This is a genomic window from Amycolatopsis palatopharyngis (assembly GCF_003385185.1).
GTDB classification, from domain to species: domain Bacteria; phylum Actinomycetota; class Actinomycetes; order Mycobacteriales; family Pseudonocardiaceae; genus Amycolatopsis; species Amycolatopsis palatopharyngis.
Window position 1 is genome coordinate 1 of sequence record NZ_PQHZ01000029.1, and the last position, 18,401, is coordinate 18,401.

The window sequence follows — 18,401 nt, forward strand, 5'->3', positions numbered from 1 at the left end:
GCCCTCGGCCTGATCCCCGACCCAGCCCTCCCGGACTCCGCCTGGTGCGTCTGCAAGTACCACCAAGCAAGATCAAAGTCGTCGCTAACCCACCCCAAGCGAGCGGCCCCACATACGCGAGTTGGGTGTAGTTAACTGCGAAGTCGATCTTGCTTGGGCGTACTTGCAGACGCACCAACTGGGTGCGGGAGGGGCGGATGGGGACGTAGGTGCGGTCTGGACAGGCTGCGGAAGATCGGGGAGGCCCTAGACTGCGGGTGTGACAGGTGCCACCGAGTTGTCCGGCTCTCCCGCGGAGCTCGCCGACACACTGGAGAAGGTCGGATATCTCGCCGACGCCGGGGTGGCCACCGCCGCCTTCCTCGCGATCCGGATGCGGAAGCCGCTGTTCTGCGAGGGCGAGCCCGGTACCGGGAAGACCGCGCTGGCGCTGGCGCTCGCCGAGGCACTCGGCCAGCCCCTGATCCGGCTGCAGTGCCACGAGGGAATCGACGCGGCCCAGGCGCTGTACGAGTGGGACTTCCCTCGGCAGCTGCTGCACCTGCGTGCGCTGGAGGCCTCCAGCGGCGGCGGTCTCGACGTCGACGCCGCGGAGCAGTCCCTCTACACCGAGCGGTTCCTGCTGGCTCGTCCACTGCTGCGTGCCCTCACGACCGCGCCCTGCGTCCTGCTGATCGACGAGATCGACAGGGCCGACGACGAGTTCGAGGCCTTCCTGCTGCAGCTACTGGACGAGAACGCCGTCACCATTCCCGAGTACGGCGAGGTGCGCGCGCAGACGCCACCGCTGGTCGTGCTGACGTCGAACCGAACCAGGGAGGTGCACGACGCGCTCAAACGCCGCTGTCTCTACCACTGGCTCGAACATCCGGGACTGGCCAGGGAGATCGCCATCCTGCGCAGCCGCATCCCCGGTATCGGCGATCGTCTCGCCCACCAGGTCGCCGACGCGGTTCGCAGGCTGCGTGACCTGGAACTGCTCAAACCACCCGGCGTCGCCGAGTCACTGGACTGGGCACAGGCACTGCTGGCGCTGGACCGCGACGAACTCGACGCGGAGGCCGCGGCACTCACCCTCGGCGCGGTGCTCAAGTACAGCGAGGACGCCGAGCGCATGCGAGCCAAGCTGGACGCTCTGCTCGCGTGAGGCCGCGCGGCCTCAGGCCTCGGCCGCGCTCCAGGTCAGGTGCTCGTCGACGCCGGCCAGCGTGATGACCCGCTCTACCGCGGCGCTCGCCACCACCGACATCGCGACCTCGCGCTCCTGAGCGTGCCGCTGGACCTGAAGCAGTGTGTTCAGCGCGGACGAGTCGAAGAACGTCACCCCGGACAGATCGGCCACAAGGGCGCCTGGCTGCCCGTCGTCAACGACCGTTGTCAGTGCTTCCCGCAGCCGCGGGCTGGTCAACAGGTCGAGTTCCCCGGCGACGGCCACGCGCCACTCGCCGTCTCCGGCGGTGGTGGTGATGCTGAAGCCGGGCGTCTGGGCATCCAGACCAGGGACGCTCATAGGAACTCTCCTCAGGCTTACCGATGCGACCCCGGTATGCGCCTGTGGTCTCAAGCGCCGGCCGTGGCATCGGGACGGGTACTCACACTGATTGGTGCGCGCTGTCCGTGCAACGGGACATACCCGACTTTAGCCGAGCGGATGACGGCCCTGTCGATCACCCGGAGTGTTCAGTTCTTGCCTGCGGTCTCCCTCGGCGCGCGGCGCTGGCGCCGGAACATCTCGCGCCGTTCGATCTCGCCGAGACCACCCCAGATGCCGTACGGCTCCTGTACCGAGAGCGCGTGCTCACGACACTGCTCCAATACCGGGCAGGACCGGCAGATGGCCTTGGCCCGCTGTTCCCGGGACTCCCGGGCTAGTCCGCGTTCGTTGTCCGTGTGGAAGAAGAGACTGCTGTCGGCGCCACGGCACGCCCCGTGCAGTTGCCATTCCCACTCTTCAGCGACCACGACCGGCAGTCGGCTCACATCGGCCATCTCGTCCCCGCCCTTCAGCGATCTTCATGTCCGATCTGCTGCTACCCGGCTGCCGTGACGATCAAACGTCGATGTGTTTGAACTACCGTATGAGGGGGCATGTCAGCGGCACAGCCGCGATTGACGGAGGAGGCGACAGTGTCGCAGCAGTTCGTGGCGGAGGATTCGGCGTCGCCGGCCTCGCATTCGATGCGGGTGCAGACCTCGGCCACGCCAGAGGTGATTCCTACGTTGCGTACGATCGGTGCCGACCTGGCGATGCGCCTGGACTTCGATCTCGACGCGATCGACGATCTCCGGATGGCCGTGGACGAAGCGTGTTCGCTGCTGCTGCCGGCCGCTTCCGACGGTCAGCTCGACTGTGACTTCCGCTACGGTGCCGGACGGATCGAACTGAGCGTCTCCGTCTTCACCGAACAGCCCGGCCTGGTAGCCCCGGACGCACTCGGCTGGCAGCTGCTCAACGCGCTGGTGACGTCCGTGGAGAGGTCGATCGACCAGGTGGACGGCGGCTTCCGGGCCAAGATCGATCTCGCGCGTGACTGCGCGACGGTCGCCCGGTGACCGAGCGGGACGACGACGGCGGGCGCGGTTCCACGGGCATTCGGGACGCCGACGTGCCCGAGTTGTTCCGGCAGCTGCGTGCGCTCGAGCCGGGTGACCGCCGCAGGGAACGCCTGCGGGAACAGTTGGTGCATCACCACCTCGGCCTGGTACGTAACCTCGCTCGGCGCTATCGCGGCCAGGCGGAGTCGATGGAGGATCTGCTGCAGGTCGGCACCGTCGGCCTGATCAACGCCATCGATCGGTTCGATCCCGAGCACGGCACCGAGTTTCTCGGCTATGCCGTCCCCACCATCACCGGCGAGATACGTCGCTACTTTCGGGATTCCGGCTGGTCGGTACGGGTACCAAGGCGGCTGAAAGACCTGCACGGCAGGCTCGCCGCGGCACGGGAGGAACTCACCACCCGGCTGGCAAGGGCGCCGCGGCCGAGTGAACTCGCCGACTATCTCGGCATCAGCAGGGAGGAAGTGCACGAGGGCCTGCTCGCCGAGCGGGGTCAGTACGGCACTTCGCTCGACGCGCTGATGGAGGAGTCGACCCATGCCGTGTTCGGCTCGTCGGACGACAACCTCGATCAGGCGGAACTGCGGGCGCTGATCGGGCCGTTGGTCGAGGACCTGCCGGAACGGGAACGCAAGATCGTTCTGCTGCGGTTCGGCTTCGGCCTGAGCCAGTCCGACATCGCTCGCCGGGTAGGTGTTTCCCAGATGCAGGTGTCCCGGCTGCTGGCAGGCACCCTGCGCCAGTTGCGCGCCAGGATCGGGGAGAGTGCGGGTCCGATGGGGTGACAGGCAGTTGACACCGTGGCACGTAGGGTCTGCAGCGACGAGGTCGGCCGGAGCTGGTGAGGGAGGCCGCGGGGTGGGTGCGTTGCTCGGGGACAGCCCTGGAGAGACCATGGCGCGTGATCGGATGGCCGAGGAGAACTCGGCGCTGGAACACGCCCTGGAACGCGCGGCGTTCATGCAGGATGTTTCCCGCAGGCTGGCCGGTTCGCTCAATGTGCGCAGGACACTCCTGCAGCTACTGCACCTCGGGGTGCCCTACCTCGGCGACTGGATGATGCTCGCGCTGTTCGACGGTCGCGGCGCACGCCTTGTCTCCCTGGGAGCCGGGGGATCGGTCACCGAGCCCCTCTTCCTGCCCGAGCTCGGCGACGGCCCCGCGGCGCTCGACCGCATCCGCCGCGGCGGGCACACCGACCTACTGCACCTGGACTCCGTTTCGCCCGCTGCGGACAGCCTCGCCACCTTCATTCCGGACGAGTCGTTGTGCGCGCGCGCCGCCGCCCAGCGGCCCGCGGAAGTACTGGGTGCTGGACTGACGGCGCGCGGGTCGACCCTCGGCGCGCTGGTATTGGTGCGCGGGGACGGTCGTGCGTTCGCCGAAGCCGACCGCACCCTGGCCGAGGAGTTCGCGCGCAGGGCTGCGGTCACCCTCGACTCCGCCGCGTTGTACGAGGAACGCAGCGAGGTCGCCTCGGTGTTGCAGGCGAGTCTGCGCCCGCCGGTACTGGAGCGGATACCCGGCATGCGGGTCTCGGCCCGGTTCCGCGCCGCGAAGGAACATATGTCCATCGGCGGGGACTTCTACGATCTGCACGGCGCGAACGACGACTGGTCGCTCGTCATCGGCGACGTCTGTGGCAAGGGCGTCGACGCGGCTGTGCTCACCGGCAGGGCCAGGCAGACGATCCGCACCGCGGCGCATTTCGACAGGTCCCCCGCCACGATTCTCACGGCGCTCAACGACGTCCTCTACGGCGCGGATTCCGACCGGTTCGTCACTGTCGCCTGTGCCAGGGTCCGTCCCGGCCGCCGGGACGGCAGCGCCGAGGTGACACTGGCACTCGCGGGTCATCCGGCCCCGCTCGTTCTGCGCGGTGACGGCACGGTCGAGGAGCCCGAGCTGTCCGGGACGCTGTCCGGCGTGCTGCCCGACCTTTCCTACGCCGAGATCACCATCCAGCTGCGCCCCGGCGACCTCATGCTTTTCTACACCGACGGGGTGTGCGAGGCGAAGGGACCGGAGGACATGTTCGGCGTCCAGCGGCTGCGAGCCCTGCTGCCCGCCTATGCCGGGGCCGAGCCGGATACCGTGTGCGAGGCAGTGGAACAGCAGGTGATCGACCACCTCGACGGCCGGGCACACGACGACATCGCGCTGCTCGCACTGCGCTGTGAGGGTGCTGGCCAGGAGATGGCGGACACCGCCCGCTGAGCGAGGAGACGCGAGTGCGGCTTGCCGTCGAGGACCTCGCGGAGTTCGAGCGAGCCCTCGAAGCCGCCGACACCACCGTGGCGGTTCGACACGTGGAACACCTGCTCGACGCCGGCGCGGGCGTGCTGCCGGTCCTGGTCGAGATCATCGCCGCCGCACAGCGCAGGGTCGGTGAGCGCTGGCTGCGCGGGGAGTGGTCGGTGGCCAGAGAGCATGCGGCGACCGGAGTCTCGGTGGCCGCCGCCGGGGTGGTCGCGCGCCACGCGAGGCGCGTGCCGGTGAGCCGAGGCAGGGTAGTGCTCGCCTGTGCCGAACGGGAGTGGCACTTGTTGCCCGCGCTGCTCGTCGCGTACGGGCTGCGGGCCGACGGCTGGGAGGTCGACTTCCTCGGCGCCTCGACTCCGCAGGCACGTTTTGTCTCCCACCTGCACGACATCGGTCCGGACGTGACCGCGGTCAGCTGCTCGGTCCTGCGTGCGTTACCCAGCACCCGCGAATTCATCGAGGCCAGTACGGAATGCGGCATCCCGGTCCTCGCGGGCGGTGCGGCGTTCGGCCCGGACGGCGTGCGCGCCGCCGCCCTCGGTGCGACCGGGTGGGCCGGTGACGTCAGGGACGTGGTGGACGTGATCGCCCGGCTGCCCACGGTGGTCCCGCCCGCACCTGCGCTGCCGGTCCGGCCACTGGCCGAGCAGCGGGCGCTGGACGTGCACCACTCCTGGCTGGTGGCCGAGGTCCTGCGCAGCTGGCAGCCGGAAGCGGCGGCAGCAGCGAGGGAGCACGCGACCGTGTGGCGGGAAGGTGTGGAGCAGGTGTTGTTCGCGCTTCAGGCCACACTCGTCACCGGCGACACCAGAATTCTGTCCGAGGCGGCTCGGTGGGTGGACGGCCTGCTCGGCGCGCGCGGAGTCCGAGGCACGCCGATCCGCGATCTCGCCGAAGCGCTGGCCCGGAACGTGCGGGAATTCCCGCTGGCGGCGGACCTCGTCCACGAATACTGGCCCGCATCACCGCACTCGGCGGCCTCCGTGGGGTGACAATGGTGGGATGGGCGAACCGATCCCGGGACTGGTGGGGTTTCCTGTCGCGCTGCGCGCGGCTGGTCTGCCCTGCGACGCCCACCGGGTACAGGCGTTTCTCGCGGCCACAGAGGCGCTGGATCTCGCCGATCCGGGCCAGCTCTACTGGGCAGGCAGGGTCACCCTCTGCGCCGATCCCGATGACCTGCCCCGCTACGACGAGGCGTTCGCCGCGTGGTTCGCGACCACACCGCCCCGCAGGACGTCGCGACCGGCCCAACAGCGAAGGCAGAGCGTGCTGGCCGCGCTGACCTCCCCAACTCAGCCGGACGCCATCTCGGCCGCCGACCCCTCAGGCGAGGAGATGCGGGTCGCGGCCAGCGATTCGGAGGTGCTGCGCAGGCGCGACCTCGGCGAACTCACCGCGGCCGAGCGGGCGCATCTGCGTGAACTGTTCGCGCTGTTACGGCCCGTACCACCGCAGCGATCGTCGCTACGCAGACGCAGGGCCCGGCGCGGCGGCCTCGATCCGGCGCGGACGATGCGCGCGATGCTGGCGGGCGGCGGTGAGCCGGTGCGCCTTTCGTACCGCGACCGGTCCCGGCGGCCACGCAGGGTCGTGCTGCTGATCGACGTTTCCGGCTCGATGACGCCCTATGCCGACTCGCTCCTGCGGTTCGCGCATGTCGTAGTGCGTTCCGCTCCCGCGTCGACTGAGGTGTTCACCCTTGGCACCCGGCTGACCCGGGTGTCGCGACAGTTGCGGCAGCGGGATGCGGAACGGGCGATGCTCGGCGCCGCCCATGCGGTGGCCGACTTCGCGGGTGGCACGAGGCTGGGGGAGACGCTGCGAGTGTTCCTCGACCGGTGGGGCCAGCGTGGTCTCGCACGGCAGGCCGTCGTGGTCGTCTTCTCCGATGGATGGGAGCGCGGAGACACCGCGCTACTCGGGGAACAGCTCGCGCGGATGCGCAGGCTGGCCCGCTCGGTGCTCTGGGTCAACCCGCACGCGGGCCGGGCGGGTTACGCTCCGGTGCAGTCCGGCATCGCCGCCGCGCTCCCGCACCTTGACCGGTTGCTGGCCGGACACAGCCTGGCCACTCTCGAACGACTGCTGCTGGAGATCCGAGATGCGTGATGTGCTGGACGAATTGCACCGGCGGTGGTCGGCCGGAGAGAGCGTGGGCGTGGGAACGGTCGTGGCCACGTTCTCCTCTGCCCCGCGTGCCCCTGGCGCGGCGATGCTCGTCGGTTCCGGTGGCGACGTCGTCGGCAGCGTGTCCGGTGGCTGCGTCGAGGGCGCGGTGTACGAACTGGCTCAGCAGGTGCTCGACGAAGGTATGCCGGTGTCGCAGCGCTTCGGCGTCAGCGACGACGACGCGTTCGCCGTCGGGCTCACCTGTGGCGGGATCATCGACATCTTCGTGGAGCGGATCGACCGGGAGTCGCTACCGGAACTCTCGGAGATCGTGGCGGCCGTGCACGAGGGGCGGCCGGTCGCGATCGCGACGGTGGTGGAGCATCCGGAGCCGGAGCGGATCGGCCGCAGGCTGATCGTCTGGCCGGATCGGGTGTCCGGCGGCCTGGGATCGGATCGCAGTGACGATGCCGTCGCCGACGACGCGCGCGGACTGCTGGCGAGCGGGCGCAGCGAGATGCTGCACTACGGGCCGGACGGCCAGCGCCGCGGTGAGGGCATGGCGGTGTTCGTGAACTCCTTCGAGCCGCGTCCGCGGATGCTGGTGTTCGGCGCGATCGATTTCGCAGCCGCGATGGCACGTCTCGGCGCATACCTCGGCTACCGCGTGACGGTGTGCGACGCGCGGCCGGTGTTCGCCACGACCAGCCGGTTCCCCGATGCCGACGAGGTGGTGGTCGACTGGCCGCACCGATACCTCGAGGCCGAGGCCGAGGCGGGCCGTGTCGACCAGCGAACCGTGGTCACCGTGCTCACGCACGACCCGAAGTTCGACGTCCCGCTACTGGAGGTCGCGCTGCGACTGGACGTCGGGTACGTCGGTGCGATGGGTTCGCGGCGCACGCACGACGACCGGATGAAGCGATTACAGGACACCGACCTCACCGACGCTGAGCTCGCCCGGCTGTCCTCGCCCATCGGACTCGACCTCGGCGCGCGCACACCGGAGGAGACCGCCGTCTCGATCGGCGCCGAGATCATCGCGTTGCGCTGGGGCGGCGGCGGGCGGCGCCTCGCCGAACTCGACGGCCGCATCCACGGCTGAGGCGCCCGTCCCCGTCCGCACCAGCTATCGCACTTTCCCGGGAAAGTGCGATAGATGCACGCGCAACGAGGGCACTTTCCCGGGAAAGTGCGCCACGGCGGGCCGGGTGTGCGCCCGCCCGTCGCCCGGCCAACACCCCGGTGGAGGCGCTGACGCGCCGCTTGGGTGTTCGCCGGGTCAGCGGATTCGGTACAGATCTCGATCAGGGTCTTGTCCCAACGGGACAGAAGTAGCACGCTCAATTAGTCTCGACTGTGAGGCCCATCACTGAGTCGATCACAGGGAGCCCGTGTACTGCCAGCCCCACCACTGGAGACGCCATGCGCATCACCGTCACCGTCGACGGCACCAAGTACACCGATGACATCGAGCCCCGAATGCTGCTGGTCCACTACCTGCGCGAGCAGGTGGGCAAGGTCGGCACCGTGGTCGGCTGCGACACCAGCAACTGCGGCGCGTGCACCGTCCATCTGGACGGCCACAGCGTGAAGTCCTGCTCGGTGCTCGCGGTGCAGGCCGATGGCTGCGAGGTCAACACCATCGAAGGTCTCGCCAGGGATGGTGAGCTGCACCCGGTACAGCAGGCCTTCCACGACAATCACGCTTTGCAGTGCGGCTTCTGCACTCCCGGCATGATCATGCAGTCCCTCGACCTGCTCGCCGACAACCCGAATCCGGACGAGAAGGCCGTTCGCGAAGGGCTGGAGGGCAACCTCTGCCGGTGCACCGGCTACCAGAACATCGTGCGCGCAGTTCAGGACGCCGCCCATCACATGCGCCCCGGTGCCGGACCCGATGCGGAGCGGGTAGCCAACGAACGGGCCGATATCTCCGGTCGCACGGCCAGCAGTGTCGGCGGAGGTGGTGAGTGATGACCGCGACGATCGAGCCCGAAGTCGGAAAGGCACGCCTGCGCAAGGAGGACGCGCGGCTGATCACCGGCCGCACCCGGTGGACCGACAACATCTCCCTGCCGGGAATGTTGCACCTCGCGGTGCTGCGCAGCCCGATGGCCCACGCCAGGATCACCTCGATCGACACCTCGGCCGCCAAGGAGATGCCGGGCGTCATCGCCGTCTTCACCGGAGCGGACCTCGACCCAGGCGGCGAGATCGGGATGCCATGCGCCTGGCCGGTAACCGAGGACATGAAGCATCCGCGCCGCCCGATTCTGGCCACCGAGCAGGTCAACTTCGCCGGCGAGGGAGTGGCGGTGGTCGTGGCGCGTAGCGATTACGAGGCCCACGACGCGCTCGAGTCGATCGACGTCGAGTACGAAGACCTACCGGTCGTGCTCGGGCTGGAGAACGCACTCACCGAGGGCGCGCCGCTGGTCCACGAGGAGCTCGGTACGAACCAGAACGCCCTCTGGGTGTTCGACTCGGCCGAGGCCGGATCCGGCGGCGACGTCGCGGAGGCCATCCGCACGGCCGAAGCCGACTCCGACGCGATCGTGCTCACCCGGCGCTTCCGCCAGCAGCGGCTGGTACCCGCGTTCATGGAGCCCCGCTCCTGCGTGGTGGACCCGACGGCCGCACAGCTCACGATGTGGTCGGCCACCCAGGTGCCGCACATCCTGAAGACGATGTCGGCGCTGACCCTCGGCATCCCCGAGCACAAGCTGCGCGTCATCGCCCCCGACGTCGGGGGCGGATTCGGCGGGAAGATCGCCGTGCTGCCCGAGGAGACCATGGCGCTGTTGGTGGCGCAGAAGCTCGGCAAGCCGGTCAAGTGGACCGAGTCCCGCTCGGAGACCATGCTCGCCGCACACCACGGCCGTGACCAGATCCAGGATCTGACCATCACCGCCAAACGCGACGGGACGGTCACCGGCCTCAAGGTCGACCTGATGGCCGATATGGGCGCCTACCTCGGACTCGTCGGGCCCGGCGTGCCGATCCTCGGCGCGTTCATGTTCAACGCGATCTACAAGATCCCGGCCTACCGGTTCGCCTGCACCAACGTCTTCACCAACACCACGCTCACCGACGCCTATCGCGGCGCGGGCCGTCCGGAGGCGACGTTCGCGATCGAGCGGATGATGGACGAGCTGGCCGCCGAGCTGGGCATGGACCCGATGGAGATCCGGGAGAAGAACTGGATCAAGCACGAGGAGTTCCCGTACACGACGGTCTCGACACTGACCTACGACTCCGGCAACTACGAGGCAGCCACGGCCAAGGCGAAGGAACTGTTCGACTACGACGGTCTGCGGGCGGAGCAGCGCAGGCGGCGGGAGTCCGGTGATCCGGTACAGCTCGGTATCGGCATCTCGACGTTCACCGAGATGTGCGGGCTGGCGCCGTCACGGGTGCTCGGTTCGCTGTCCTACGGCGCGGGCGGCTGGGAGCACGCGGCGGTACGAATGCTGCCCACCGGCAAGGTCGAGGTGATCACCGGGGCCTCGGCGCACGGGCAGGGGCACGAGACCGCGTGGAGCCAGATCGTGGCCGATCAGCTCGGCGTCGGTTTCGAGGACATCGAGGTACTGCACGGCGATACCCAGTCCTCGCACAAGGGCCTGGACACCTACGGCTCACGGTCACTGGCCGTCGGCGGGATCGCGGTGGTCAAGGCCGCGGAGAAGGTCGTCGCCAAGGCCAAGCCGATCGCCGCGCACATGATGGAGTGCTCGGAGGACGACCTGGAATTCGCGAACGGCAAGTTCACGGTGAAGGGAACGGACAAGTCCACCGGCATCCAGGACATCGCGCTGGCGGTGTTCGCCGCACATGACCTGCCCGACGGGGTGGAGCCCTCGCTGGACTCCGACGCCACCTACGACCCGGAGAACTTCTCCTTCCCGCACGGCACGCACCTGTGTGCCACGGAGGTGGACACCGAGACGGGACGGGTGTCGATTCGCTCCTACGTCTGTGTCGACGACGTCGGGGCCGTGGTCAACCCGATCATCGTGGAGGGGCAGGTCCACGGCGGCCTCGCACAGGGCATCGCCCAGGCGCTGTTCGAGGAGGCCGTGCACGACGAGGGTGGCACGCTCACCACGGGCACGTTCGCCGACTACCTCCTGCCGTCGGCGGCCGATCTGCCCTCGTTCGTCACCGACCGAACCGAGACGCGCTCCACGACGAACCCGTTGGGCGTGAAGGGAGTCGGTGAGGCAGGCACGATCGCCTCGACACCGGCCGTGGTCAACGCGGTCGTCGACGCCGTACGTCACCTCGGGGTGAACGACGTCGAGATGCCCTGCTCGCCGATGCGTGTCTGGTCGGCGATCCACACCGGATCGTCCGATTCGGGCGGAGTCGGTGCCGAAGCGGGTGGAGGCCTTGGATCGATGGACGCGTCCGGCTCAGGAACCACAGGAGGTGCGCAGTGATCCCCGCTGCCTTCGACTACGTTGCTCCCACCACTGTGGACGATGCCGTCCGCGCTCTGGCCGATGCGGGGGAGGACGCCAAGGTGCTGGCAGGTGGACAGAGTCTGCTGCCGGTGCTGCGGATGCGCCTCGCCACGCCGACCAAGCTGATCGACCTCGGCCGGATACCCGAGCTGCGCGGCGTCCGGGAGGACGGCGACATGCTGGTGATCGGGGCGATGACCACGCATTACGACGTGCAGCGGGATCCGCTGGTGGCCGAACACGCGGCGCTGCTGCGCAAGGCCACCGACACCGTGGCCGACCCGCAGGTGCGCCATCGGGGTACCTTCGGCGGCTCGATCGCCCACGCGGACCCGGCCGGTGACCTGCTGGCACCGGCGCTCGCACTGGACGCCGAGATGGTGATGTCCGGAATGGACGGCAGGCGTACGGTGCCGGCGCGGGAGTTCTTCGCCGACTTCTTCACCACGTCCATGCGGCAGGGCGAGATCCTGCTCGAGATCAGGGTGCCGAAGTACACCGGGTGGCACGCGCACTACGAGAAGTTCAACCGGGTGGCGCAGGCGTGGTCGATGGTGGGCGTCGCGGCGGCGATCCGCACCGACGGCGACACGATCGCGGAGGCACGGGTGGGCCTGACGAACATGTCGTCGGTCCCGGTCCGCGCCACAGCCGTCGAACAGGCGCTCGTCGGCAGGCCCGCGACGGCGGAGTCGATCAACGAGGCCGCGCAGCAGGCGGCCGAGGGCACCAGTCCGGCCACCGACGGCAACGCCGACGCCGCCTATCGCCAGCACCTGGCCAGGGTCCTGACCGGTCGCGCCCTCACCTCTGCGGTGAGCGTCTAGCAGCAAGCCACCATGGCCACTTCGGGTGCGTCGTTCTCGCTCCCGAAGTGGCCATGATGGTTTCTTCCACACCACGAAGAAGGGAGACCGGCCCGTGCGGCTCGACCACGAGTTCTCCGTCCCAGCGCCCATCGAGGACGTCTGGAAGGCCGTCGTTGACCCGGAACGGGTGGCGCCGTGCATGCCGGGCGCCACGCTCACCGGGGTGGACGGTGACACGTTCCGCGGGACGGTCAAGGTCAAGCTGGGGCCGATCTCGCTGACCTACAAGGGATCTGGCGAGTTCCTGGAGAAGGATGAGCAGGCTCGCAGGGTCGTCATCAAGGCCGCGGGCAAGGACGCACGCGGCGCGGGTACCGCATCGGCCACGGTGACGGTCACGCTGACCGCCGCGGGCGACACCACGAGGGGTGCTGTCGCCACGGATCTCAGCGTCACCGGCAAACCGGCTCAGTTCGGCCGCGGGATGATCTCCGAGGTCGGCGGGAAGATCCTGGACTCCTTCGCGTCCTGTCTCGCCGAGAAACTCGGTTCCGCACCGGAACCGCCCCCCGTGGCGGAAGATCCCGCGAAGGCCGAACCGGTTCCGGAGGAGGAACCTGCCGAGAAGCCGGGGCCCGCCGCCGCCCCGCGCAGCGAAAGTCCGCGCGAGGCGGAGGCGATCGACCTGTTCGACTATGCGGGTGGTTCGGTGGTCAAACGCCTCGGACCGGTCATCGCCGCTGCCGCCGCACTGCTGGCCGTCGTCGCCGTCGTCCGGGGGATTCGCCGCCGCTGAACCGTCCGGCTGTGACCAAAGACCTGCCAGGTGCGGGAAATACCCGGCCGCGGTCGCCGTTGTACCCGGTATGGGCAGTGGGCAGGCGGACCACCGGACCGACGTCGCGGTGATCGGAGCGGGACAGGCCGGACTGTCGGCCGCGTATTTCCTGCGCCGCGCGGGACTGGCCAACGGCAGCGGATTTGTCGTGCTCGACCACGCGAAACACGCGGGCGGGGCCTGGCAGTACCGCTGGCCGTCGCTGCGCCTGGACCGGGTGCACGGATTGCACGACCTGCCGGGAATGGCGCTGGGTTCGCCGGACGGTTCCCGGCCCGCCTCCGAGGTCGTGTCCGAGTATTTCGACGCCTACGAGCGTGCCTTCGATCTGCCCGTGCTGCGGCCGGTGGACGTGTTGTCCGTTCGTGAGGGCGAGGATGTCGAGGCCGGCAGGCTGGTGGTCGAGAGTGCCACCGAGTCCTGGTCCGCCCGCGCGGTGATCAACGCGACGGGCTCCTGGGACCGGCCGTTCTGGCCGTACTACCCCGGCCAGGAAACGTTCGCCGGCCGTCAGTTGCACACCGCGGACTACACGGGGCCGGCCGGATATGCGGGTCGGCATGTAGTGGTCGTCGGGGGCGGAACGTCGGCTGTGCAGTTGCTCATCGAGATCGCCGAGCAAGGTGCTCCGGCAAGCACGACCTGGGTGACGCGCAGGCCACCGACCTTCCACGAGGGACCGTTCACCCGCGAGGACGGCAGGGCCGCGGTCGCGCGCGTCGAGCGGGCGGTCCGCGCGGGCAGACCCCCGGCGAGCGTCGTCAGTGTGACCGGCTTGCCACTGACCGAGGACCTCCTCAGGGCCCGCGACGCGGGACTGCTCGATCGGCGGCCGATGTTCGAGCGCATCACCTCGCACGGAGTCGTCTGGGCGGACGGCACCGAACAGCGTGCGGACGTGATCCTCTGGGCCACCGGGTTCCGAGCCGCGGTGGATCACCTCGCGCCGCTGCGCCTGCGCGAGAACGGCGGCGGGATCCGGATGGACGGCACCAGGGCCGTCGCCGACCCGCGAGTGCATCTGGTGGGCTACGGGCCCTCGGCGAGCACGATCGGCGCGAACCGCGCGGGCCGAGCAGCGGTCCGCGAACTCAGGCAGCTGCTGAACCTCTGACCGCCGTCGGGGTTATGGCGTCTGCAAGTACCACCAAGCAAGATCAACTCCGCCGCTAACTGTTACCAAGCGGCGGTGGTGTCGGTTGCGGAAAAATGCCTTGATGATCTTGCTTGGGCGTACTTGCAGACGCTCCAACTGTGGGGGACGGCTGGGACTCGTACTCGTCATCTGGGCGTCGGGGTGGTCGGGGGCGAGGTTGAGGGAAGTTGCAGCTTGTTCTGGAGGACCGGACGGAGGTGCTTGCCGGGACGATCCGCGAGTTCTCGGGACCGCCCCGGCAAGCACTCAGTCCTGACTGAGTTCCGGCGTGAGTGGTCCCGCTGTCTCCGGACGCCGGGTACGCTCGCCGAAGATCAGGTTGAGCACCACGGCGGCGATACAACCCGCGCTGATTCCGGAATCCATCACGGTTTGCACCGCGGACGGGAAGCTCTCGTAGAACGTCGGGGACGCGATCGGGATGATCCCGATCCCCAGGGCGGCCGCGACGATCGTCGTGTTGGCCGGTCGTTCGAACGATGCCCTCGCCAGTGTTCGCACGCCGCTGACGGCGACGCTGCCGAACAGCACCAGGCCCGCGCCGCCGAGCACCGGTTGCGGGACCAGTGCGACGATCCCGCCGGTCACCGGGAACATACCCAGCAGCACCATGATCAGGCCGCTGGCCGCAACGACGTATCTGCTCACCATCCTGGTCAGCGCCACCAGCCCGACGTTCTGGGCGAAGGCAGTGCAGGCGAAGCCGCCGAACAAGGTGCTGACAGCGGTGGCGAATCCATCGGCCCGCAGCCCGTTCGCCAGCGTCGTCTCGGATGTCGGCTTCTCCACGATCTCGCCAAGCGCGAGCATGTCCGCGGTGCTCTCCGCCATCACCACGAGCATGACGATCGCCATCGAGACGATCGCCGCGATGTCGAAGGCGGGCACGCCGAAGTGGAACGGGGTGACGATGCCGAAGGTCGGGGCGTCGGCCAGTGTCGAGGTGTCCACGGCACCGAGCGGCCAGGCGACGAGGGTGCCGATCACCAGCCCCAGCAGCAGGGCGATCCGGCTCCAGAACCCGGAGAGGAATCGGTTGAACGCCAGTACCGAGGCCATGGTGACGCCGGCCAGTAGCAGTCCGGTCGGGGCGACGGTGTCTTCCTGATTCGAGATCCACCGCACCGCGACGGGCAGCAAGGAGACGCCGATCAGGGTGATCACCGTGCCGGTGACCAGTGGTGGGAAGAACCGGGTGAGCCGGGAGAAGAACGGCGCGGCGAGGACCACCAGTGCGCCACCGACGAGGGTGGCCCCGTAGATCACGCCGAGTGAGTCCTGCGGGCCGTGCTGACTGACGATCGCGAGTACGGGCGCCACGGTCGCGAACGTCACGCCGTTCACCAGGGGCAGCCGGGCACCGAATCGCCATACGCCGAGCGTTTGCAGCAGGGTCGCCAGTCCAGCGGTGAACAGGCTGGCGCTGATCAGCAGGCTCAGTTGGGTGGGATCGAGGCCGACGGCCGCGCCGATGATCAATGGCGGCGCGACCACCCCGGCGTACATGGCGGCCACATGCTGGAGACCGCCCGCGATCAGTTGTGGCAGGGGTGGACGTTGGTCGACGGGGTGGACGTCGGTGGTCGTGGTGGGGGTGGAAGGCATGCGGGCTCCACAACTGGTGCGGCCACGTTCCTAGAACGCGGCGAGGGTGTGCCAGGCCAGTCCCGGGTCCTCCGCGGCAGGATCGCCGTTCTCACGCTGCACGGTTCCCTCGATCAGGCCGTAGGGACGGTCGGCGGCGTAGAAGACCTCGTTGTCGTTGTCCAGCCCGAAGGGGCTGAGATCGACCAGGAAGTGGTGCTTGTTCGGCAGGGAGAGCCGGATCTCGGCTATCTCCTCGCGCGCGAGGAGCACTGCCTCACCCATCGCGTACAGGGTCTGCTGCAGCGAAAGGCTGTGTTTGGTGGCGAAGGTTTCCAGCAGGATCCGCCGGACGTCGGTGAAGCAGGACGTCCAGTCGTGCCCGCCGGAGCGGTAGCGCCAGCGCGCGGTCAGCGCGGTGGCGAGGATGCGGTCGGTCGTCTCGGCGAGCGTCGTGTAGCGATCGCGCGGGAACCCGTGGAACTCCGAGCCGGTCGACTTGAGCAGGACCAGCCCGGTTACGCCGGAGACGACCCAGGACCGTTCGCCCGCGACCGTGACCGCGGTCGTCCTGCGCTCGTCGCCGGATCGGGAGAAGGCGTGTTCGTGCGGGCTGTCGCCGACGGCGATGCGATCCCACCCGTGCTCTTCGACGAGGATCCTGGCCTGCCCTATAGGGCTGAACTGGCCGACGAAATGCGTGCCGAGTCGCAGGGCGAAGTCCTCGATCTCGCCGACCGGTTGCTCCTTGGCGAACGCGAAGACAGTGTTCTTCTGCGTGTCCGTCGCGACCACGTCGGCGTTGTCCCCGGTCAGGTGGGTGCTTTCCAGTTCCCCGCGCAGGGCCGTCGAGACCGTGAGGTCCTTGATGTGGTGGGTGGGTTCCGTGCGGTCGACCGTGACCAGGCGGACCTCGGCCTTGCCGTACTGGTTTGGGCCCAGGGTGATGGCCACAGTTGATCAGCTCCCTCGGTAGGTGGAGTAGGCGAATGGACTGAGCAGGAGCGGTACGTGGTGATGCGCGGTGCCGTCGGAGATGCGGAAACAGATCGTGGCTTCCGGGAAGAACGCGTCCTGGCCGAGATAGGCCGCGGTGTCGAACACCAGCCGGTAGACACCGGGATTCAGTGATTCCGGCCCGAGGTCGCGAACTCGGCCGTCATCGTCGGTATGTCCGGTCGCGACGGCGCGCCAGCCGTCGTCGGTAGCGGCTTCCAGCGCAACCGGCACTGTGCGTGCGGGTCGCCCGTTCGCCGTGTCCAGCACGTGGGTGGTCACCAGGCTCATGCCTGTACCGCCTTCCTCAGTCGTAGCTCGGCGATCTTCGTCAGTTCCTCGCCGGCCACCGCGAGTTCGGTGTCCGGATCGTTGTCCAGTCGCCGCCGCAGGTCCGCGAGCAGCTCGTCACCACCGCGTCCGCCGGCGCAGACGAGGTAGATGTGGCCGAACCGCCGCTCGTACTCGGCATTGGCATCCCGGAACTCCTTCGCCGCCGCACTGTCCACGCCGGACTGCTCACTGCGGGACCACTTCGAGGAACTGCGCTCGCCGATCCGGGGATGGGAGTCCAGTGCGGCACGAACTTCGGTGGTGCGCAATGGTGCAACCGAGCGGGCCGCCGCGAGCAGGGAGTCCAGCTCCGGATACGGCCTGCCGGCCAGCACCGTGTCCACCCAGCGCGGGACGGCCAGGCAGGCGGTCAGCAAGGCACTCGCTCGCGGCTGTCCTGCTTCGTTGAACTCCGCGAGGGTCAGTGTGGCTTCCGCGTCCTGGCTTGGCGACATGCTGTGTCCTATTCGATACTCGGAGTGATGCACGGTCGTAGGTTCGGCCGCCGCTGTTGTCTCACGTGCATGCGGCCGCCACGAGCCGGCCTCCGGCCGGCCCTCGTCGACCGCATTGTGCATAACCCTCGTGAGTTCTCGATCCCGTGAGAGCGGAGATTCTTCTGCATTGCGGAAAAGAAATTCTGATCTGGAGACGGTACGGCCGCTTGTGCCGAGCGTCAACAGTTTGTTGAATCTATGGTGACCGTGCAGGTGACGACGCTAGGAGGTGTCGCGGTTGAGGTAGTTGTAGACGGTGAACCTGGTGACGCCCAGCGTCTCGGCCACGGCGGCCACCGACTTGCGTAGCTGGAACGCTCCACGTTCCTCGAGTAGCCGTACGGCCCGTTGTTTTCCGGGGCGGTCGAGTTCTCCCAGTGGGCTTCCGAGCTCGTGCTCCACCTGCCGAACCAGCTGGTCGAGCACGTTGACCGGCTCGCCCGCGGGCGTGTCGTTCGTGATGGAGCCGAGGCGAAGGGTGAACCGCGTGGCCCCGCCGTCAAGTGCGGCACGGGCGATCCCGGGCAGGGCTTCGAGTACGGCCTCACGTTCGCCTCTCGCGGCGGTCCCCAGCGGTCCGAAGTCGACGGAGAGCCCGGCTGCGAGCGCGGCGTCTCTGGCTCGTGTCGCGTGACCGGGTGGGCTGCCCTCGCCGCGAAACGGCTCGGTGGTGAACTCCGCTTCCAGTTCCACGGGCGAACCGTACCGCTGCCGGAGTCTTCGGCGCCCGACCCGTTGACGCCGACCGGACTGCTTGGCTACTGTCGTTATGTGAAATAGAAATTC

19 protein-coding genes are annotated in these 18,401 nt (G+C 68.7%); 12 read left to right on the top strand and 7 right to left on the bottom strand.

The genetic code is table 11. The annotated features are described in order from the left end of the window. The first annotated feature begins 259 nt into the window (after nucleotides 1-259). A complete protein-coding gene (locus D0C15_RS20970) occupies nucleotides 260-1,147 on the top strand; it encodes an AAA family ATPase (RefSeq protein WP_116048225.1) in 888 nt (295 codons plus the stop codon). Nucleotides 1,148-1,159: 12 nt separating this feature from the next. On the opposite strand, the gene D0C15_RS20975 is transcribed toward D0C15_RS20970, so the two are convergent. Then, nucleotides 1,160-1,510, bottom strand: coding sequence for an STAS domain-containing protein (locus D0C15_RS20975; RefSeq protein ID WP_116048227.1), 351 nt, complete (start codon nucleotides 1,508-1,510; stop codon nucleotides 1,160-1,162). A gap of 170 nt (nucleotides 1,511-1,680) precedes the next feature. Then, nucleotides 1,681-1,989, bottom strand: coding sequence for a WhiB family transcriptional regulator (locus tag D0C15_RS20980; RefSeq protein WP_116048230.1), 309 nt, complete (start codon nucleotides 1,987-1,989; stop codon nucleotides 1,681-1,683). Between the two features lie 138 nt (nucleotides 1,990-2,127). Here D0C15_RS20980 and D0C15_RS20985 point away from each other — a divergent pair, with 138 nt between their 5' ends. The 11 genes from D0C15_RS20985 to D0C15_RS21035 all read left to right on the top strand — a co-directional run bounded on the left by D0C15_RS20985 (nucleotide 2,128) and on the right by D0C15_RS21035 (nucleotide 14,163). Beyond that, a complete protein-coding gene (locus D0C15_RS20985; protein ID WP_342768590.1) occupies nucleotides 2,128-2,553 on the top strand; it encodes an anti-sigma factor in 426 nt (141 codons plus the stop codon). Continuing rightward, nucleotides 2,550-3,344: a SigB/SigF/SigG family RNA polymerase sigma factor gene (locus D0C15_RS20990; RefSeq protein WP_162830176.1), complete on the top strand. Its 795-nt coding sequence runs from the start codon at nucleotides 2,550-2,552 to the stop codon at nucleotides 3,342-3,344. The genes D0C15_RS20985 and D0C15_RS20990 overlap by 4 nt, the downstream gene beginning before the upstream one ends. Before the next feature lie 73 nt (nucleotides 3,345-3,417). Next, nucleotides 3,418-4,776: a PP2C family protein-serine/threonine phosphatase gene (locus tag D0C15_RS20995; protein WP_245976074.1), complete on the top strand. Its 1,359-nt coding sequence runs from the start codon at nucleotides 3,418-3,420 to the stop codon at nucleotides 4,774-4,776. Nucleotides 4,777-4,790: 14 nt separating this feature from the next. Further along, nucleotides 4,791-5,813 (top strand): cobalamin B12-binding domain-containing protein, encoded by a 1,023-nt coding sequence (locus D0C15_RS21000; RefSeq protein ID WP_116048235.1) that lies wholly within the window; start codon nucleotides 4,791-4,793, stop codon nucleotides 5,811-5,813. A gap of 10 nt (nucleotides 5,814-5,823) precedes the next feature. Next, nucleotides 5,824-6,933, top strand: a complete 1,110-nt coding sequence (locus tag D0C15_RS21005) for a vWA domain-containing protein (protein WP_116048238.1) — start codon at nucleotides 5,824-5,826, stop codon at nucleotides 6,931-6,933. Beyond that, a complete protein-coding gene (locus D0C15_RS21010) occupies nucleotides 6,926-8,038 on the top strand; it encodes an XdhC family protein (protein ID WP_116048240.1) in 1,113 nt (370 codons plus the stop codon). The genes D0C15_RS21005 and D0C15_RS21010 overlap by 8 nt, the downstream gene beginning before the upstream one ends. Before the next feature lie 320 nt (nucleotides 8,039-8,358). Beyond that, on the top strand, nucleotides 8,359-8,910 hold the full coding sequence (locus D0C15_RS21015; RefSeq protein ID WP_116048242.1) for a (2Fe-2S)-binding protein: 552 nt from the start codon (nucleotides 8,359-8,361) through the stop codon (nucleotides 8,908-8,910). Then, on the top strand, nucleotides 8,910-11,378 hold the full coding sequence (locus D0C15_RS21020) for a xanthine dehydrogenase family protein molybdopterin-binding subunit (protein ID WP_116048245.1): 2,469 nt from the start codon (nucleotides 8,910-8,912) through the stop codon (nucleotides 11,376-11,378). The genes D0C15_RS21015 and D0C15_RS21020 overlap by 1 nt, the downstream gene beginning before the upstream one ends. After that, complete coding sequence (locus D0C15_RS21025) at nucleotides 11,375-12,229, top strand: FAD binding domain-containing protein (RefSeq protein ID WP_116048247.1); 855 nt, start codon at nucleotides 11,375-11,377, stop codon at nucleotides 12,227-12,229. The genes D0C15_RS21020 and D0C15_RS21025 overlap by 4 nt, the downstream gene beginning before the upstream one ends. A gap of 94 nt (nucleotides 12,230-12,323) precedes the next feature. Further along, nucleotides 12,324-13,007 carry an SRPBCC family protein gene (locus tag D0C15_RS21030; RefSeq protein ID WP_116048249.1) on the top strand — a complete coding sequence of 228 codons (684 nt, stop codon included), beginning with the start codon at nucleotides 12,324-12,326 and terminating at the stop codon, nucleotides 13,005-13,007. Between the two features lie 70 nt (nucleotides 13,008-13,077). Beyond that, a complete protein-coding gene (locus D0C15_RS21035) occupies nucleotides 13,078-14,163 on the top strand; it encodes an NAD(P)-binding domain-containing protein (RefSeq protein ID WP_116048252.1) in 1,086 nt (361 codons plus the stop codon). A gap of 288 nt (nucleotides 14,164-14,451) precedes the next feature. Here the strand turns inward: D0C15_RS21035 and D0C15_RS21040 are convergent, their stop codons facing one another. From D0C15_RS21040 to D0C15_RS21060, 5 genes are all read right to left on the bottom strand, one after another. After that, nucleotides 14,452-15,810: a nucleobase:cation symporter-2 family protein gene (locus D0C15_RS21040; RefSeq protein WP_116048254.1), complete on the bottom strand. Its 1,359-nt coding sequence runs from the start codon at nucleotides 15,808-15,810 to the stop codon at nucleotides 14,452-14,454. A gap of 30 nt (nucleotides 15,811-15,840) precedes the next feature. Further along, nucleotides 15,841-16,743, bottom strand: coding sequence for a factor-independent urate hydroxylase (gene pucL / locus D0C15_RS21045; protein ID WP_116048257.1), 903 nt, complete (start codon nucleotides 16,741-16,743; stop codon nucleotides 15,841-15,843). A 6-nt stretch (nucleotides 16,744-16,749) separates the two neighbouring features. Next, nucleotides 16,750-17,076 carry a hydroxyisourate hydrolase gene (uraH, locus tag D0C15_RS21050; RefSeq protein WP_116048259.1) on the bottom strand — a complete coding sequence of 109 codons (327 nt, stop codon included), beginning with the start codon at nucleotides 17,074-17,076 and terminating at the stop codon, nucleotides 16,750-16,752. Continuing rightward, on the bottom strand, nucleotides 17,073-17,573 hold the full coding sequence (uraD, locus tag D0C15_RS21055) for a 2-oxo-4-hydroxy-4-carboxy-5-ureidoimidazoline decarboxylase (RefSeq protein ID WP_116048262.1): 501 nt from the start codon (nucleotides 17,571-17,573) through the stop codon (nucleotides 17,073-17,075). Before uraD ends, uraH begins: the two co-directional genes overlap by 4 nt. 264 nt (nucleotides 17,574-17,837) lie before the next feature. Beyond that, nucleotides 17,838-18,308: a helix-turn-helix domain-containing protein gene (locus D0C15_RS21060; RefSeq protein ID WP_162830177.1), complete on the bottom strand. Its 471-nt coding sequence runs from the start codon at nucleotides 18,306-18,308 to the stop codon at nucleotides 17,838-17,840. Between the last annotated feature and the right edge of the window lie 93 nt (nucleotides 18,309-18,401).

Bases quoted from the DNA above. Each gene is read 5' to 3' on its own strand.
- D0C15_RS21015 (WP_116048242.1), top strand. From the start codon at position 8,359: ATGCGCATCACCGTCACCGTCGACGGCACCAAGTACACCGATGACATC.
- D0C15_RS21035 (WP_116048252.1), top strand. From the start codon at position 13,078: ATGGGCAGTGGGCAGGCGGACCACCGGACCGACGTCGCGGTGATCGGA.
- D0C15_RS20975 (WP_116048227.1), bottom strand. From the start codon at position 1,510: ATGAGCGTCCCTGGTCTGGATGCCCAGACGCCCGGCTTCAGCATCACC.
- D0C15_RS21005 (WP_116048238.1), top strand. From the start codon at position 5,824: ATGGGCGAACCGATCCCGGGACTGGTGGGGTTTCCTGTCGCGCTGCGC.
- D0C15_RS21040 (WP_116048254.1), bottom strand. From the start codon at position 15,810: ATGCCTTCCACCCCCACCACGACCACCGACGTCCACCCCGTCGACCAA.
- D0C15_RS20980 (WP_116048230.1), bottom strand. From the start codon at position 1,989: ATGGCCGATGTGAGCCGACTGCCGGTCGTGGTCGCTGAAGAGTGGGAA.
- D0C15_RS21010 (WP_116048240.1), top strand. From the start codon at position 6,926: ATGCGTGATGTGCTGGACGAATTGCACCGGCGGTGGTCGGCCGGAGAG.
- D0C15_RS21020 (WP_116048245.1), top strand. From the start codon at position 8,910: ATGACCGCGACGATCGAGCCCGAAGTCGGAAAGGCACGCCTGCGCAAG.
- uraH (WP_116048259.1), bottom strand. From the start codon at position 17,076: ATGAGCCTGGTGACCACCCACGTGCTGGACACGGCGAACGGGCGACCC.
- uraD (WP_116048262.1), bottom strand. From the start codon at position 17,573: ATGTCGCCAAGCCAGGACGCGGAAGCCACACTGACCCTCGCGGAGTTC.